The 15,311-nt window shown below is 69.0% G+C and carries 15 protein-coding genes; 9 read left to right on the top strand and 6 right to left on the bottom strand.

The features are described from left to right. Positions 1-212 precede the first annotated feature (212 nt). The 4 genes from ACVOME_RS10960 (at position 213) to ACVOME_RS10975 (ending at position 6,354) form a co-directional block, all read left to right on the top strand. Positions 213-2,702 (top strand): DEAD/DEAH box helicase, encoded by a 2,490-nt coding sequence (locus ACVOME_RS10960; protein ID WP_476342895.1) that lies wholly within the window; start codon positions 213-215, stop codon positions 2,700-2,702. Further along, entirely contained in the window at positions 2,699-3,739 is a 1,041-nt protein-coding gene (locus ACVOME_RS10965; protein ID WP_340044179.1) for a ribonuclease H-like domain-containing protein, read from the top strand. Before ACVOME_RS10960 ends, ACVOME_RS10965 begins: the two co-directional genes overlap by 4 nt. A 132-nt stretch (positions 3,740-3,871) precedes the next feature. Continuing rightward, positions 3,872-6,001, top strand: a complete 2,130-nt coding sequence (locus tag ACVOME_RS10970; RefSeq protein ID WP_481505090.1) for a DUF4132 domain-containing protein — start codon at positions 3,872-3,874, stop codon at positions 5,999-6,001. Between the two features lie 17 nt (positions 6,002-6,018). Further along, the gene (locus ACVOME_RS10975; protein WP_459062564.1) at positions 6,019-6,354 is read left to right on the top strand and encodes an I78 family peptidase inhibitor; all 336 of its coding nucleotides are present in this window, start codon (positions 6,019-6,021) and stop codon (positions 6,352-6,354) included. 60 nt (positions 6,355-6,414) lie between these two features. Here ACVOME_RS10975 and ACVOME_RS10980 read toward each other — a convergent pair whose 3' ends face one another. Together ACVOME_RS10980 and ACVOME_RS10985 are read right to left on the bottom strand one after the other, a co-directional pair. Further along, positions 6,415-8,388 carry a M56 family metallopeptidase gene (locus ACVOME_RS10980; RefSeq protein WP_197600166.1) on the bottom strand — a complete coding sequence of 658 codons (1,974 nt, stop codon included), beginning with the start codon at positions 8,386-8,388 and terminating at the stop codon, positions 6,415-6,417. A 3-nt stretch (positions 8,389-8,391) separates the two neighbouring features. Then, positions 8,392-8,778: a BlaI/MecI/CopY family transcriptional regulator gene (locus ACVOME_RS10985; RefSeq protein ID WP_053515971.1), complete on the bottom strand. Its 387-nt coding sequence runs from the start codon at positions 8,776-8,778 to the stop codon at positions 8,392-8,394. 242 nt (positions 8,779-9,020) lie between these two features. On the opposite strand from ACVOME_RS10985, the gene ACVOME_RS10990 reads away from it, so the two are divergent. Together ACVOME_RS10990 and ACVOME_RS10995 are read left to right on the top strand one after the other, a co-directional pair. Continuing rightward, a complete protein-coding gene (locus ACVOME_RS10990; RefSeq protein WP_481505091.1) occupies positions 9,021-9,452 on the top strand; it encodes a Rap1a/Tai family immunity protein in 432 nt (143 codons plus the stop codon). Between the two features lie 2 nt (positions 9,453-9,454). Then, positions 9,455-9,907, top strand: coding sequence for a hypothetical protein (locus tag ACVOME_RS10995; protein WP_128987667.1), 453 nt, complete (start codon positions 9,455-9,457; stop codon positions 9,905-9,907). Between the two features lie 9 nt (positions 9,908-9,916). Here the strand turns inward: ACVOME_RS10995 and ACVOME_RS11000 are convergent, their stop codons facing one another. After that, positions 9,917-10,543 carry a hypothetical protein gene (locus tag ACVOME_RS11000; RefSeq protein ID WP_263176710.1) on the bottom strand — a complete coding sequence of 209 codons (627 nt, stop codon included), beginning with the start codon at positions 10,541-10,543 and terminating at the stop codon, positions 9,917-9,919. 256 nt (positions 10,544-10,799) lie between these two features. Between ACVOME_RS11000 and ACVOME_RS11005 the strand changes: the two genes are divergently transcribed. After that, a complete protein-coding gene (locus ACVOME_RS11005; RefSeq protein WP_478053726.1) occupies positions 10,800-11,897 on the top strand; it encodes a serine hydrolase domain-containing protein in 1,098 nt (365 codons plus the stop codon). On the opposite strand, the gene ACVOME_RS11010 is transcribed toward ACVOME_RS11005, so the two are convergent. Further along, on the bottom strand, positions 11,854-12,969 hold the full coding sequence (locus ACVOME_RS11010; RefSeq protein WP_481505092.1) for an SDR family oxidoreductase: 1,116 nt from the start codon (positions 12,967-12,969) through the stop codon (positions 11,854-11,856). The two genes, ACVOME_RS11005 and ACVOME_RS11010, sit on opposite strands and share 44 nt — an antisense overlap. A 34-nt stretch (positions 12,970-13,003) precedes the next feature. After that, on the bottom strand, positions 13,004-13,237 hold the full coding sequence (locus tag ACVOME_RS11015; RefSeq protein ID WP_065174491.1) for a hypothetical protein: 234 nt from the start codon (positions 13,235-13,237) through the stop codon (positions 13,004-13,006). Positions 13,238-13,388: 151 nt separating this feature from the next. Between ACVOME_RS11015 and ACVOME_RS11020 the strand changes: the two genes are divergently transcribed. Next, positions 13,389-13,697, top strand: coding sequence for a hypothetical protein (locus ACVOME_RS11020; RefSeq protein ID WP_128987665.1), 309 nt, complete (start codon positions 13,389-13,391; stop codon positions 13,695-13,697). Here ACVOME_RS11020 and ACVOME_RS11025 read toward each other — a convergent pair. Continuing rightward, a complete protein-coding gene (locus ACVOME_RS11025; RefSeq protein ID WP_128987664.1) occupies positions 13,675-14,730 on the bottom strand; it encodes a DNA topoisomerase IB in 1,056 nt (351 codons plus the stop codon). The two genes, ACVOME_RS11020 and ACVOME_RS11025, sit on opposite strands and share 23 nt — an antisense overlap. 111 nt (positions 14,731-14,841) lie before the next feature. Between ACVOME_RS11025 and ACVOME_RS11030 the strand changes: the two genes are divergently transcribed. Continuing rightward, a complete protein-coding gene (locus ACVOME_RS11030) occupies positions 14,842-15,231 on the top strand; it encodes an I78 family peptidase inhibitor (protein WP_053515984.1) in 390 nt (129 codons plus the stop codon). Positions 15,232-15,311: the final 80 nt, after the last annotated feature.

Raw genomic sequence — 15,311 nt, forward strand, 5'->3', positions numbered from 1 at the left:
TGAAGTGGACTGCACGTCCGCGCCCGCGAGGTGCACCTGTCATTTGTTCGAGGCGGGCCAGCCCGTTGTTCCGGCGCACGCGGCAGGCGTTTCACTGGATTCGACGTCCGGCTGCCGCCCGCGCACTGAACGGTTCACTCCGTCCCGCTGCGGGGTCTCACATCCTGAGACCCATCTGTGGTGCCATGTGCCCCCCTGGAATCCGTGCACCCATGGCCTACGAACTCGCCAAGCGCACCGCCGACGCGGAGCAGCAACTCGCGACCCGCGACGGTCTGCCCGCCCGCGACGGTGCCCTGCTCAGCGCGCGCCTGCAGCGCCGCTACCACGACCGCATCACCGGCAGCTTTGCCATCCCCGGCCGCGAGGGCCGCTATGCGCCCATTCCGGAATCGGTACCGCCGGCCCTTGCCGCCGCATTGAAAGCACGTGGCATCGAACAGCTGTACAGCCACCAGGCCGAGGCCTGGGAGGCCAGCCAGCGCGGCGAGCATGTGGCCATCGTCACCCCGACCGCCAGCGGCAAGTCGCTGTGCTACACCCTGCCGGTGGTCAGTGCGGCCATGCAGGACAACGCCAAGGCGCTGTACCTGTTCCCCACCAAGGCGCTGGCGCAGGACCAGGTGGCCGAACTGCTGGAGCTCAACCGCGCCGGCGATCTCGGGGTGAAGGCGTTCACCTTCGATGGCGACACGCCCGGGGATGCGCGGCAGGCGATCCGCCTGCATGGCGACATTGTGGTATCCAATCCCGACATGCTGCACCAGGCGATCCTGCCGCATCACACCAAGTGGGCGCAGTTCTTCGAGAACCTGCGCTACATCGTCATCGACGAAGTGCATACCTACCGCGGCGTGTTCGGCAGCCATGTCACCAACGTACTGCGCCGGCTCAAGCGCATCTGTGCGTTCTATGGCGTGCAACCCCAGTTCATCCTGTGCTCGGCCACCATCGGCAATCCGCAGGCCCATGCCGAGGCCCTGATCGAAGCACCGGTCACCGCCATCACCGAGTCCGGTGCGCCCAGCGGACCGAAGCAGGTGCTGTTGTGGAACCCGCCGGTCATCAACCCGGACCTGGGCCTGCGTGCATCGGCGCGTTCGCAGAGCAACCGCATCGCCCGCATCGCGATCAAGTCCGGCCTCAAGACCCTGGTGTTCGCGCAGACGCGGCTGATGGTCGAAGTCCTCACCAAGTACCTGAAGGACATCTTCGACCACGATCCGCGCAAGCCACCGCGCATACGCGCCTATCGCGGCGGTTACCTGCCCACCGAGCGTCGCGAGACCGAACGCGCCATGCGCGCGGGCAGCATCGATGGCATCGTCAGCACCTCGGCGCTGGAACTGGGCGTGGATATCGGCAGTCTGGACGTGGTGATCCTCAACGGCTATCCGGGCAGCGTGGCCGCCACCTGGCAGCGTTTCGGCCGCGCTGGACGCCGCCAGCAGCCCGCGCTGGGCGTGATGGTGGCCAGTTCGCAGCCACTGGACCAGTACGTGGTACGCCATCCGGACTTCTTCGCCGAAGCCTCGCCCGAACATGCGCGCATCGCCCCGGACCAGCCACTGATCCTGTTCGACCACATCCGCTGCGCGGCATTCGAGCTGCCGTTCCGGGTCGGCGATGGCTTCGGCCCGATCGATCCGGAAGTGTTCCTGGAAGCCCTGGCCGAGACCGACGTGGTCCATCGCGAAGGCGAGCGCTGGGAGTGGATCGCCGACAGCTATCCGGCCAACGCGGTGAGCCTGCGCGCGGTGGCCGACGGCAACTTCGTGGTGGTCGACCGCAGCGACGGCCGCCAGCAGATCATCGCCGAGGTCGATTACTCCGCCGCCGCGCTGACCCTGTACGAGGGCGCCATCCACATGGTGCAGTCCACGCCGTACCAGGTGGAGACGCTGGACTGGGAGGGGCGCAAGGCCTACGTCACCCGCACCCACGTGGACTACTACACCGACAGCATCGACTTCACCAAGCTCAAGGTGCTGGATCGTTTCGACGGCGGCGTGGCCGGGCGCGGCGATTCGCACCACGGCGAAGTGCACGTGGTGCGCCGCGTGGCCGGCTACAAGAAGATCCGGTACTACACCCACGAGAACATCGGCTACGGCCCGGTCAACCTGCCCGACCAGGAACTGCACACCACCGCAGTGTGGTGGCAGCTCCCGCAGGCGCTGTTGCTGCGTGCGTTCGCCAGCCGGCAGGACGCGCTGGATGGCTTCCTGGGCGCCGCCTACGCGCTGCACATCGTCGCTACGGTGGCGGTGATGGCCGACGCACGCGATCTGCAGAAGTCGGTCGGCAATGGCGACGGTGCATGGTTCGCGGTCGCCGACCAGAGCGGCCGCGGCCAGCTGCGCGGCAGCGATGGCGATCCGGGCGCGGTCGAGCTGCTGCAGGTGTTCGTGCCGACCGTGTACCTGTACGACAACTTCCCGGGTGGCGTCGGCCTGAGCGAACCCCTGTGGCAGCGCCAGGCGGAGCTGGTGCAGCGCGCGCGCGAACTCGTGCAGCGCTGCGACTGCACGGCGGGTTGTCCGGCCTGCGTCGGCCCGGTACTCGCGGCGCAGGAGGAGGACGAGACCTCGCCTCGCGCACTGGCATTGCGCGTGCTGGACCTGTTCGATGCCGACGCCTGCCAGCACGTGCCCGATGCGGTGCCCGTCGCCCGTGGCGCCGTGGAGCTGCTGGCACCGTGAGCCTGAGCCTGGACAAGCTGCGTCTGCTGCGGAAGCAGGCGGGCGACCCGAAGGCCGGGCCGCCGGCTGTCACGGCGGCGGCGCCCGCAGCGGTCGTCCCGGCAGCGGCCAATGATGCACGGCAGCCACCGGCCGAACGCTCGGTATTCGCCTGGGTTGAACAGGAGATCCGCCACAAGCCGACCGGTCCGGCCGTCATGACACCCGCCCCCACCACGCCACCGTTGCGGCAGCCCCACGTCGGCAGCCTGCATCGCCTGCTGGGATTGCGCACACGCGGCAGCGCAGCGCCCCTGCACGCGACCGCACAGGATCGGCGGCTGCCGGGCGAGGAGATCTCGCCAGGCCTGTTCCTGATCGAATCCCTGCAGCCGCAGCCGGTTCCGAAGGTTCCCCTGTCGCTGGCGTTCGCCCGGCGCGAGAACGAGCACGTGGCCGCGCACGACCTGCTGTTCTTCGATACCGAGACCACCGGGCTGGCCGGCGGCACCGGTACCCGCGCCTTCATGATCGGTGCTGCCGACTGGTACACCTGCCCGCAGCGCGGCGAAGGCCTGCGCATCCGCCAGTTGCTGATATCGACGATGGCCGCCGAAGAGGCGATGCTGGCCACCTTCGCCGGCTGGCTGCAGCCCTCCACGGTGTTCTGCAGCTACAACGGCCGCAGCTACGATGCGCCCCTGCTGAAGGCGCGCTACCGGCTGGCGCGCCAACGCGACCCGATCAGTGCCCTGGATCATGTCGACCTGCTGTATCCGACCCGCCGCCGCTATCGCGGCACCTGGGAGAACTGCAGGCTGTCCACCATCGAGCGCCAGCTTCTGCGCGTGATCCGCGAAGACGATCTGCCGGGATCGGAGGCACCGGGCGCGTGGCTGCGGTTCCTGCGCGGCGGCGACGCGGTGAACCTGCGCCGGGTCGCCGATCACAATCACCAGGACGTGGTGACCCTGGCCCTGCTGCTGCAGCGGCTGGTCCGCGAGGAAGCACAGGAGCGCGAACTGCTCGCCCTGCAGGCGCCGCCCGGCATGGCCTGAGCCGGGTCCTGCGCGTTCGCGGACGGTGTCACTTTATGACTGAATGCGATGGGGTTGGCAGAATGATGCCCTGCCGCTGGACCCCCAGGCGGCCCCGCCGGAGACTGGCGCGGCTCACGACACGGAGGTTCCATGAGCACCCAGGTCCCGGGCCCCCAGCTGCGCTCCCTTGCTGCCCTGCTGGCCGGCACGGAGGCGTCCAGCACGCTGGCCGGATTCCATGGCGAGGACCAGGCGGCGCTGCTGGCCCGGCTGGATGACGGGCAACTGGCCAGCCTGCTGCCGATGGCCCTGGGGTGCGACGGGCTGCCGCTCACGGATAGCGCGCGCCAGTGGGCGCACCGCATTCTCGACGCCGACGCGCAGCGGCAGCCCCGTCTTACCGTTGCGATCTGCGCCGCTGCACTGCTGCGCTTGTCCCGGCGCAGCACCGGTACACGGTCGGGCGCGCTTCGTCCGGTCGACGGCGTGGCCCTGCTTGCGCGCTGCACCGAGCCCGGCCACGAGCGGCTGCAGGCGCCCGCGCTGGCATTGCTGCAGCACTGCGGCCTGCACGCCGGGGCAAGCGTCGAAGCCGGCAGCGATGCACTGTCGCTGCTTGCATTGGCGCGCTGTGCCGGTGCCGACGGCAGCGGAACGCTGGCCTCGCTGCTGGACGGCTGCAGCGCGCACCCACTGCTGCGTGATGAACTGCGCCTGGTGGCGCACTGGCCGTTGCAGGACCTGTTGCGCCATGCCCGCATCGCCGAGCTGTACCCCACCGAGGCCGACATCGATCCGGCACCCGCCGATCTGCAGCCACTGAGCGAACACGACACCTACCTGCAGTTCGCCGAGCAGGCATTGCAGCAGGCAGCGCAGCGCCTGCAGGCGATCCACAGTGGCCAGGCGCCCTACGTCGCCGACCGTGCCTTCAGCATCGCCGAAGCCGGTGTGCTCTGGCGTGCCACGCGCGCGGCACTGGAATGCGATGCGCCCTGGCTGCGGCCCTTGCTGGCGCAGGTGCTGCCACCGGTGTGCGTTGCCCCGACCGCCGCCCGGACCCTGCCCTCGCAATCGGTGGCTGTGGCGCTGGCCAAGGCGGTCAATGCGATGCCCACCCCCGAGGCCATCGCCGCGCTGGCGCTGGCGCGGTCGCAGGTGCGCCATGCCGGTATCGCGCGGAAGCTGGACCGCCATCTGGCCGCCGCCGAACGCCGCCTCGCACAGCGCCCGCAACTGCTGCTGCGCCTGCCGGTCATTGCCGCCGGCAGGCGCTCACTGGCCAGCCTGGCCCGTGCCCTGGAGGCCACGTTCGTGCTGGGCGGCGAGTGGGCACTGCAGGACTGGCGCGCCGCGTGCCGGCAACCGGCATTGGCCACCCTGCTGCAGGGCCTGGTCTGGCAGCTCGCGGATGCGCGGGGGCACTGGATCGATGCGATGCCGGTGGACGGCGCAGAGGCGTTCGCCGATGCGCATGGCATCGTGGTCGCGTTGCAGGGCCGCAACCGCCTGCGCCTGTGGCATCCCGCCCGCAGCCAACCCCATCTGCGCGCCGCCTGGCGCGCGCGGCTGATCGAGCAGCGCTGCCGGCAACCGCTTCGCCAGGTGTTCCGCGAACACTATCTGGACGCCCGCGGCGAACCCGCCGATACCGCTGCATTCAATGGGCTGACGCTGTCGGTGGCGACCTTGGCCGGGCTGGCCCGTCGGCAAGGCTGGCACGGCGATGACGGCGGCCAGCTGATGTTGGCCAAAGGCCCGTGGCGGATCGGCTGGCAGTTGTCAGCACCGCTGTCGCATGGCCTTGCCGGTGAGATCCGCAGCGGCCGCGTGCAGTTCCAGCGGCAGCATCGCGACGCGTGGCAACCGGTGCAGGCGCGCGAGCTGCCCGCAGTGGTGGCGTCCGAACTGCTGCGCGAACTCGACCTGCTGGCCAGCACCTGCGCATGCGGTGGCGAGGGCATGCCACTGCCGCCGGCCCGCATGGTCCGCTTGCGCGGGCGCACCCTGGAGTATCTGCTGGCCGCTCATCCGCAGCGTGACCTGATGACCTTCCAGCGCCGCCATGTGCAGGTCGGCCACTACAGGCTGCACCTGGCCACCGCCCGCGCCAGCCTTGCCGGGCAGACGCTGGCCCTGCCGGACCTGCCGGCGCGGCCACGCCGCTGGCTGCCCTACGACGATGCCGTGCTGGCGCAGCTGCTGGGCCGCATCGAACAGCTCGCCGAACGGGTATTGACGCCCCCTGAAGCCCCGATCGATGAGACTGTCGGCTCCTGATGCGTGGAGGATCCGCGATGCGTTCCAGTCTCTGGTTGATGCTCGGTTGTACCCTGCCGCTGGCCGCCTGCAGCCATGCGGGCGGCAGTGCAGGCAGTGGCAGCAGCAGCGATCCTGCACCCCGGCCTCCGCATGTCGCAGGAAGCCCGCAGCGATGCAACCCGGAAAAGCTGGAGGGGCTGGCAGGCAGGGCCGCCGACGAGGCCACGGTGAAGCAGGTGGTTCAAGCCAGTGGTGCACGCACGGCGCGGGTGGTGAAGCCCGGCATGGCGGTGACCATGGATTTCCGCGAGGACCGGGTCACCATCGAGGTCGACGCGCAGAACCGGATCGTGCGCGCCAACTGCGGTTGAGCCGCTAACACCGGGCATGGCCCGGCGGTTTCCATCCGCATGCCCGGCGCTACCGCCGCTTCACAGCTGCTGGGCCTTGCCATTGGCCAGCGCACGGGCGATCACCTGCTGCGCCTGTCGCGAGGCCCGCTCGTGCAGGCGTGCCTGGCGTTCGCCGAGCGCGGCCTGCTGGCTGCCCAGCGCCGCCTGGCGGCTGGCCAGCGCGGCCTGCTCTCCGGCCAGCCGACCCATCTCGCTGCTCCGCCCCGACTGGCGTTCGTCATCACGAGCAGCCTGAAGGGCGCGCCGCGCTTCAGCGGCGGCCTGCCGCGCGAGCGCTGCATCGTCGACCGAGTCACGCGCGGCCCTGGCCGCTTCGGCCGCCGCTTCACGATTGATGTCATGGGCAGCCATCGCACTGCGCGCAGTGCGCATCGCATCCTGCGCGATCTGGCGTGCATGTTCGCTCTGCAACCGGCCCAGTTCGCCCTGCCGGCGGCCGAGCTCGCCCTGCTGGCGACCCAGCACGCTCTGCTGGCGTCCCAGTTCGCCCTGCTGACGGCCCAGTTCCGCCGCGCCGGCATAGGCACGTTGCAGTGACTGCACCAGCATCGGATCACGCACCACGTAGCGCTTGTCACCCTGGCGGAACCACAGTGCAGGTCCCTTGCCGAGCTGCCTGCGGGCCTGCGCCACGTCATCGATGCCGCCATTGGCGAAGGTCGAATCCCCATCCACCAGCACGTAGGCCTGGCGCGGCGACTCGCCCAGATCCAACGTCCCGTAGGTAGTGATGGAGGTGCCGGTAGAGGTCATGCCGTCATGGTCCTCGTCCACGTCGGTCCCATCGTCGAAGGCCCCCACATCGGCATCATCGGGTCCGGTCACATCGTCCGGCCCGGTCACGTCAGCCGGCGGCGCGGGGGGAACCGGCACGGCCGGCAGGTGCGCCGACGCTGCCGGCGCCGGCGGTGCCTTCGGAGCCGGCGGCGGCGACAGGGGCTTCGGGGCCGCCGGCGGTGCGGGAGGCGCCGGCGGCACCGGCGCTGCGACCAGTCGCATGGGTGCCACACCCACCACCAGCACCACGGCCGTCAGGGCAACCGCGAGCACACGCGGGCAGGCTTTGCGCGGCTGCAGCGAAAGCAGCCGGCGCTTGAGGCTGGTCGTGTCCGGCGCGGCACTGGCCACGCCCAGGTGCGGCTGCGGTGCAACGCCCAGCTGCAGCAGCAGACGCCCGTACGCGTGGCGACTGGCCCCATGCTGGCCCACCACCGCCTCATCCACCGCTTCTTCCCGGGCCTGGGCGTACTCACGCACCGACAGCCGCAGCAGCGGGTGGAAGAAGAACAGGTGCTGCGCCAGTGCCGGCAACAATCCCCACTGCAGGTCACGGCGCTGCAGGTGCTGCAGTTCATGGGTCAATGCCAGGTCCAGCGCGTCGCCCTGCAGTGCAGTGGCGCCGGCCGGCAGCAGCAGCACCGGGCGCAGCGGCCCGACCAGCTGCGGCGCATCGATCTGTGCGCTCATCCACAGGCGCGGCGGGCGGCGAAGTCCATGCGCGTCGGCGGCCAGGTGCAGCGCCTGCACCAGCGCCGCGTCCTCGCAGGGATACGCGGCGGCCAGCAGCGCGCGGCAACGCCGCCACTCCGCCAGGGTGCGCCAGGCCATCAGCAGGACACCGGAGGCCCACAGCGCGGCCAGTGCAAGCGCCCACCACGCTGTTGCGGGTGTCGCCACGACCTCTGCCGGCATCGTGGCCAGCAGCTGCGCGGAGCCTTCCGCAGACAGCGGATAGACCACATCGGCGGCGATATCGGTAGCGGTCATCGCCACCGACGGCGACGCGGGCAACCAGGGCAGCTGCACCGGCTGGCTCCACACCAGGCCGAGCACGGCCTGCAACGAAACCAGCCACCACAACCGGCAACGCGTGGCGGCCGACAGCGACGGCATCAGCCGGCACACGGCATACACCAGCGCCACCAGCAGCACGGTCTGCAGGCTGGTCCAGCCCAGCCGTTCCAGCATCGGGATCAGCATCGTGGTGTCCATGACTCAGCCCTCGTGGCGACGCGATTGGAGTTGGGCGACCAGCGCTTCCAGCTCGGCCAGCTCGTTGTCGCTGACCTGCTGGCGCTGCGAAAGATAGGCCACGAACGGCGACACCGAGCCCTGCAGGGTGTTGTCGACGAACTGGGCCACCGCGCCCTGCAGCACGCTGTCAGGGCCACGCGTGGCCTGGTAGCGGTACAGGCCTTCGTGCTGCCGGCGCTGCAGGTACCCCTTGGTGCGCAGCCGCTCCATCATCGTCAGCACGGTGGAACGGGCCAGCCCGCGCGCCTCGCCATAGCCGCTGGCGACCTCGCCGACACTGGCCGGCGCATGTTCATCGATGTACTGCAGCAGGGCCAGCTCCTGGTCCCCGATGGTTTTGCCGCGCATGACAGGCTCCCTTGACTACACGTGTCGTCACTGTCGGCGTGACGACACCTGTAGTCAACCCCCCGGAAGTCATGGGCCGACGAACGGTAGGGGGCAAGCGCAGCATCCCCGTCTCCTCTCCGTGCACGGCGTTTCCTGGCGCCCCCTTCCGCCGGGCGCGTGCATCCCGGTCGGGCAGGCCGATCCGATAGAGTTGGCCCTGGCGACGAGCCTTCTCTTCTCCATCTTCAGGAATCGCATGCATGCGTACTCCGGTTGGCCGCTGGCTGCGGCGGCCTTCAACAGCCTCCTTCCTTGCGGCGTGCCTGTCCGCCGCTCTGCCCGCGCATGCGGCAGACGCAGGCAATGCACTTTCCAGTGGCCGCGCACTGCTGGAGCGAATCACAGGCAACGAGGAGGGGCGTGAGTGCAGCGACGCACTGTGCCGCGCTCGCGCGGTGTCCTGGGTCCAGGGTTACATCGCGGCAGTCGCCGACAGCAGCGCCGGGCAATGGTGTGGACGAGCCACGGTCCTGCCCCATGAGCTTGTGGATCGCGTGTACAGCCACCTGAAGGCGCTTCCGCGCGCCCGCCTCGAGGAAGACGCATCGACGCTGACGCGGGAAGCGCTGGTTCACTCTTTCCCGTGTTCCCATGCGGCTCCATCGAGCAACAGCAGACCTGCCCAGGAGTGATGATGCCCCGATCCTTGATCAGTGCGTTCGCATTGCTTGTGCTGCACATTCCCGCCTCACATGCGTGGGAGTGCGAGACGGATCCTGCGAAGTTCAGGTTCACATCGGACTCGCCTTCCACGTTCAACCTGGGTGAGCGGGAGGAAGTGGACAGGGCCTACGCCGCCCTGGCCAAGCACCTGCAACCGCTGCAGGGCTATCGGGCACCGCGGATCTTCTATTCAAAGGGCTTCAGCGCGATCCGGGAACATGACTGCAAGGCCGGAAAGTGCACCGCCATGGAGGTGCTGGAAGGCCTCCAGGAATGCGGCGCAGGCGGAATGAGCAGGCAGGATGCCTGTTACCCGTTGGCAGTCGTGCATGAAGGCAGGCTCTATTGCCTTCTGTACCCTGGCCAGAAGGACTTCGATCCTTCCAGGCCGTTTACACCCTATGTGCCCTTCAACAATAGCTGATGCGCGGGATCAGTCCCGCAGATCCTGCAGCTGATCGCGCGGGAAGAAGTCCGGATCGTCCTGTCCATCCAGCATCGCCTCGACCCGTTCGTCGAACTCGCGGGCGGCGGCAGCGGAGGCGTCGGGCCCCAGGAATGCGGAGTATCCGTTTCCAGCAAGCCCAAGCGCGGCGACCGTTCTCCGTTCGCCGTCCTCGCCCCACAGATAGTCGTGGACAACGACCAGGCCGGCATCGTCCGTGGCCAGGAACTCGGCTGCGCTGCGCCCCAGGGCCAGAAAGAACAGGATGTCGTAGAGACTCTCCGAATAGGTCAACGACCCGGCAACGAAGTGTCTTCCCTGATGGTCATAGGCCGCAATCCTGATGTTCTCCGCCTCTGCCGATCCCAGCACGAACTCCAGTGCCGCGCGGTTGTCCCGATGACGCGCCAACATCGCGTTGCAGTCTGAAATGAGCGTCTGCAGACCCGGCGCATCCGGGTCGGAAAGATCCCCGCCTCCGGGAAGACTCCACTGCCCGCCGATCGAGCGCCAGTCCGACCAGCGGGACACGTCCGGCGGTGCTGCCGCAAGCCACCGCGCAAGATCTGCGCGTGAAATCCTCAATCTGAGAAAAGCCGAGTACGGTTCGGACATCGCCGCCCTTCCTCCTGGGCATGGGTCTGCGTTGCGTGCAGCGGACGGACTGTAGCAAGTCCGGCAGCAGGCATCCTCCGTTCGCTGTCAGTATCGGCATCAACGCAGTCAGGGTGGACTGCCGGCCCCGTTGGAATGTCCTCCCTCCCGGAAAGTCGCAACGGCAGCATCTAAACCCTCCTGCTGCCTGCTGCATCCCATCCGCACATCCCGCCGGGAATAACCCATGTTCCGCCCATCGCTTCCCCTTCTGCTCCTGCTGCTTGCTGCTCTGCCCCTCTCGCCGGCGTCAGCCAGCCCGGAGCCGGCGAACGAACAGGCTCGCCGCCTGATCCGCCAGACATTGCAGGACGAGCGCATTCCAGGCCTGCAGATCGCAGTGGTCAAGGACGGCCAGGTCGTGCTGTCCGAAGCGTTCGGCCTGGCCAACGTGGAAAACGGCGCGCCCGCCACACGCAGCACGCGATTCCCGTTGAACTCCGCCACCAAGGCCTTTACCGGCGTCGCCGCCGCACAGCTGGCACAGCAGGGCCGGCTGGATCTGGATGCACCGCTGTCGCGCTATCTGGATGCACTTCCGGCCGCCTGGCAGACCGTGCGCGTACGTCAGCTGCTGGCCCACACCTCCGGCCTGCCGGACATCCTTGACGCGCGCGGGCTGCTGGGCGGAGGCACCGAGGCACAGGCCTGGCAGGCCGTGACCGCACAGCCGATGGATGCAGCACCTGGCCAACGTTTCGCCTACAACCAGACCAACTATCTGCTCCTGGCGCGGATCATCGCGCGGCAGTCGGGCATGCCCTACGACCGCTTCCTGGCCAGCCGGCAGTTCGGCGCCGCTGGCATGGAACGCACCACCTTCGGCGACAGTTACGACCTGATCCCAGACGCCGCCACGATGTACAGCCTGGCCCCGCGCGCGACCGAAGCCGCCGATACGCCGCCCCGGCTGTCGCACTGGTTCTACGACGTGCCGCCCAGCCTGTGGTCCGGCGGCGGCATCCTTACCACCGCCGATGACACCGCGCGCTGGCTGGTCGCACTGCTGGACGGGCGACTGCTGCACGAGGACGGGCGCACACGGATGTGGACCGCCGAGCCGCTGGCCGATGGCAGGGCGGGCCCGTGGTCTGCCGGCTGGCCGGTACTGCAGGGCGCGCCGGACCGCCAGGTCGCCGGCATCGGTGGCGCGCGCTCGGCCTTCATCGTCTACCCTGACCGCGGCATCGCCGTGGTGGTGCTCACCAACCTGGTCGGCGCCAACCCGCAGCGCTTCATTCCGCGCATCGCCGATCTGTATGCGCCCCCGGTCAGCCCCGCGGGCCGCCCATCACCGGCAGGATCACCCCGCTGATGTAGCTGGCGCAGGCCGGTGACGCCAGGAACACATAGGCCGGAGACAGCTCCTCCGGCTGTGCCGGGCGCCCCATGTCACTGTCCTTGCCGAACTCGGCCACGTCGGGGGCCTGCTTGTCCGCAGGATTGAGCGGCGTCCACACCGGGCCGGGGGCCACGCAGTTGACCCGGATGCCACGCGGCAGCAGCTGGCTGGCCAAGGCTTTGGTGAAAGCGTGGATCGCTCCCTTGGTCGCCGAATAGTCGATCAGCGCCTTGCTGCCGAAGAGGCCGGTTTCCGAACCCGTGTTGATGATGCTGGCGCCCTCGCCCAGGTGTGGCAGCACGGCCCGTGCCATCTGCACGTAGCCGCCGATATTGGTCTGCAGCGTCTCCTGCAGATGCTCGTCCTCCAGGTCCTCCAGGCGCTCGCAGTGCAGCTGGAACGCGGCGTTGTTGACCAGGATGTCGACGCCCCCGAAGGCCTTGGCGACCTGCTTCACCGCCTTGTTGCAGAAACGCGGATCGCGCACGTCGCCCGCAATCACCACGCAGCGTCCGCCCTCGCTCTCCACATGCTGGCGGGTGATCTCGGCATCCTCGGCCTCATCAAGGTGCAGCACCGCCACGTCCGCCCCCTCGCGCGCGAACAGCACGGCAACGGCGCGTCCGATCCCGGAATCGCCGCCGGTGACGATCGCGCGCATGCCCTGCAGCTTGCCGCTGCCGACGTAGTCCGGTGCCAGGAAGCGCGGGGCCAGGTCCAGTTCGTGCTCATGTCCCGGCTTGGCCAGGTGCTGGGCGGGCAGGGTCTCCGGCTGGCGTCGCGTGCCTGCCTGGGTCGCCTTCTTCCTGGTCGCCTTCTTCGCCGCACGCGCATCCTTGGCCTTTTCCTGGTCCTGCAGGCGTCGCTGGCGGGCCGCAACCCGGGCGGCACGTGGATCACCGGCGGCGGCCTTGCGGGTTGCCGTCTTCACCACGCGGGGGCGTTCGGCCGCTGCTGCGGCGCTGCCCTCGGCAGCTGCCTTCGTACGCTTGCGTACTTTGGGCGACGCCTTGCGGCGGGCGGGAACCTTCTTGCTCGTAGCCATGCGGTCTCCTTCAGGTGTGGGGAATCGGGTGGGTTCAGGCGCGATCGGCCACGCCCTGTACGCCGGCATGGCCAGCGCAGTGCGCACAGCAAAAGATCTGCCCGTTGCCTTCGACGCCGTGACCGATCACGGCGCAGTTGCAGTGCGCACAGCGTGGCGCGAAGGCGTGGATCGCGCATTCGAACGAGTCGAACGTGCCGCTGCGCCCGCCCTGCTGCAGGGTGAAACTCTTGTCGTAGTCGTTGCCGCATACATCACAGGTGGCCATGTCATACCTCCGTGGCGTGCCAGTACATGCAGTGTGGCCATCGCCGCTGTCGGCGACGGTGAATGCACCGTGTCCCGCATGTGCACGCCGTTCATGCCGCCACCACGCCGCGCGCGGCACGCTGGCGTCCTCATCACCATGGAGCAGGATCATGATCCGCGCATTCAGCGTAGCCGCACTGACCTTTGCCGTCGCCGCATGCAGCAGCACGCCAATCGCACAGGTTCAACCGATCGACGGCGTGATCTCCGGCCAGTGCCACAGCGACATGGTGCGCGGCGCCGTCGGCCTGGCAGCATCGGCGGCCACCGTTGAACGTGCACGCGTGGACAGCGACAGCCTGCACGTGCAGGTGCTGCGCCACGACGGTCCGCGTGTTCCGCCCGCCAGCGAAGGCGGTGATCGCCTGACCATCGAGAAGGGACGCACCAACAACATCACCGCGATCTACTGCGGCTGAGCCGGCGCGCCCGCCGCAGTACACGCAACGTGGCCTGTTCCCACTGCCGCGGGCCGCGCAGGCCCGCCAGCGCGGTGAGTTCGCCACGCTCCCAGCCGGCGAACACACAGGGATCGATATATGCCCTGCGGCACACCGCAGGGGTGTTGCCCAGACGCGCGGCAACCTGGCAGACCACCTCGCGCTGTGCTGCGGCCAGTGCGCGCTGGCTGGCAGGCTCGGGCAGCGCGGTGGCAGCCAGTGCCTGCACCGCCGCCACCGTGCCGCCCCAGGTACGGAAATCCTTGGCGGTGAAGTCCTCACCCATCACGTCGCGCAGGTACTCGTTCACTGCGCCGGAATCGACCGGCTGCACCTGGCCATCATCGTCGCGGTACTGGAACAACGACTGCCCCGGCAGCTGCTGCAACCGTCGCACCATCTGGCCCAGGCGGCGGTCGCCCACCGTCACCTCCTGCAGTTGGCCGGACTTGCCCCGGAACCGCATGCGTACCCGCCCGCCGCGAAGCAACTCGAGGTGGCGGTTGCGCAGGGTGGTCAGCCCGAACGAGCGGTTCTCGCGGGCGTAGGTCTCATTGCCGATCCGTACCAGCGTATCGGCCAGCAGCGCCACCACCACGGCCAGCACCTTGGTCCGTGGAAATCCGGACTGCCGGAGATCGCGTGCCAGCCGCCGCCGCAGCGTGGGCAGTGCCTCGCCGAACGCAATGATCCGATCGAACTTGCCGGCATCGCGCACCTTCGCCCAGTCGGCGTGATAGCGGTACTGCTTGCGGCCACGCGCATCGCGGCCGGTCGCCTGCAGGTGGCCGTTGGCATGCGCGCAGATCCATACCGCGGTGTAAGCCGGGGGAATGGCCAGTGCGCGGATACGCTGCAGCGTGGCCGCATCGCGCACTGCGTGGCCGTCAGCATCACGGTAACGGAAGCCTTTGCCTGCACGCAGCCGGGTGAAGCCCGGTTGGGTGTCATCAACGTAGCGCAGGCCGGCCGCGCGCGCCGCCGCGCGCTCGGGTGTGGGGGACGTGGGCATGCCAGCAGTGTGGCGATCGACATGACGCGGCCGCGTCAATAACGCAAGACAAACACGTGAGGATGGGTTCGCGGCTATGCTCCGGCTTTCACAGTCCCTTCCGGAGTCATGATGTCGTTCCCGATTCGCGCCCGTTCGCTCTCCGCCCTGCTGCTGCCGGCCGTGCTGGCCTTGTCCGCCTGCCAGGCGCCGGCGCTGGATGAACAGGATTCGGCCACGGCCCACGCCCAGCAGGCCGCCGAAGCCGCCAAGGCACCGGCCGATGAAGCCGGCAAGGCCACCGAGGCACCGCCGGTGGGCACCTGCGACGCCAGCCAGGTACAGAGCCTGGTCGGCCAGGCCTACACCGATGCGCTGGGCAAGCAGGCCCAGGAAGATGCCGGTGCTCAGCAGGTGCGCGTGCTGCACCCCAATGACGCGACCACGATGGAGTTCCTGGGCGACCGCCTGAACATCGAAGTGGACGCCAAGGACGTGGTCAGCGGCGTCCGCTGCGGCTGATCCCGGCCCGCGCCGGCGGATCACCGCCGGCGCTTTCCGTTGCACCTGCAACCGTGTATTGCGGCGTTGCAGCAACCTGT

The sequence above is a fragment of the Stenotrophomonas sp. STEN008 genome, from assembly GCF_056760435.1.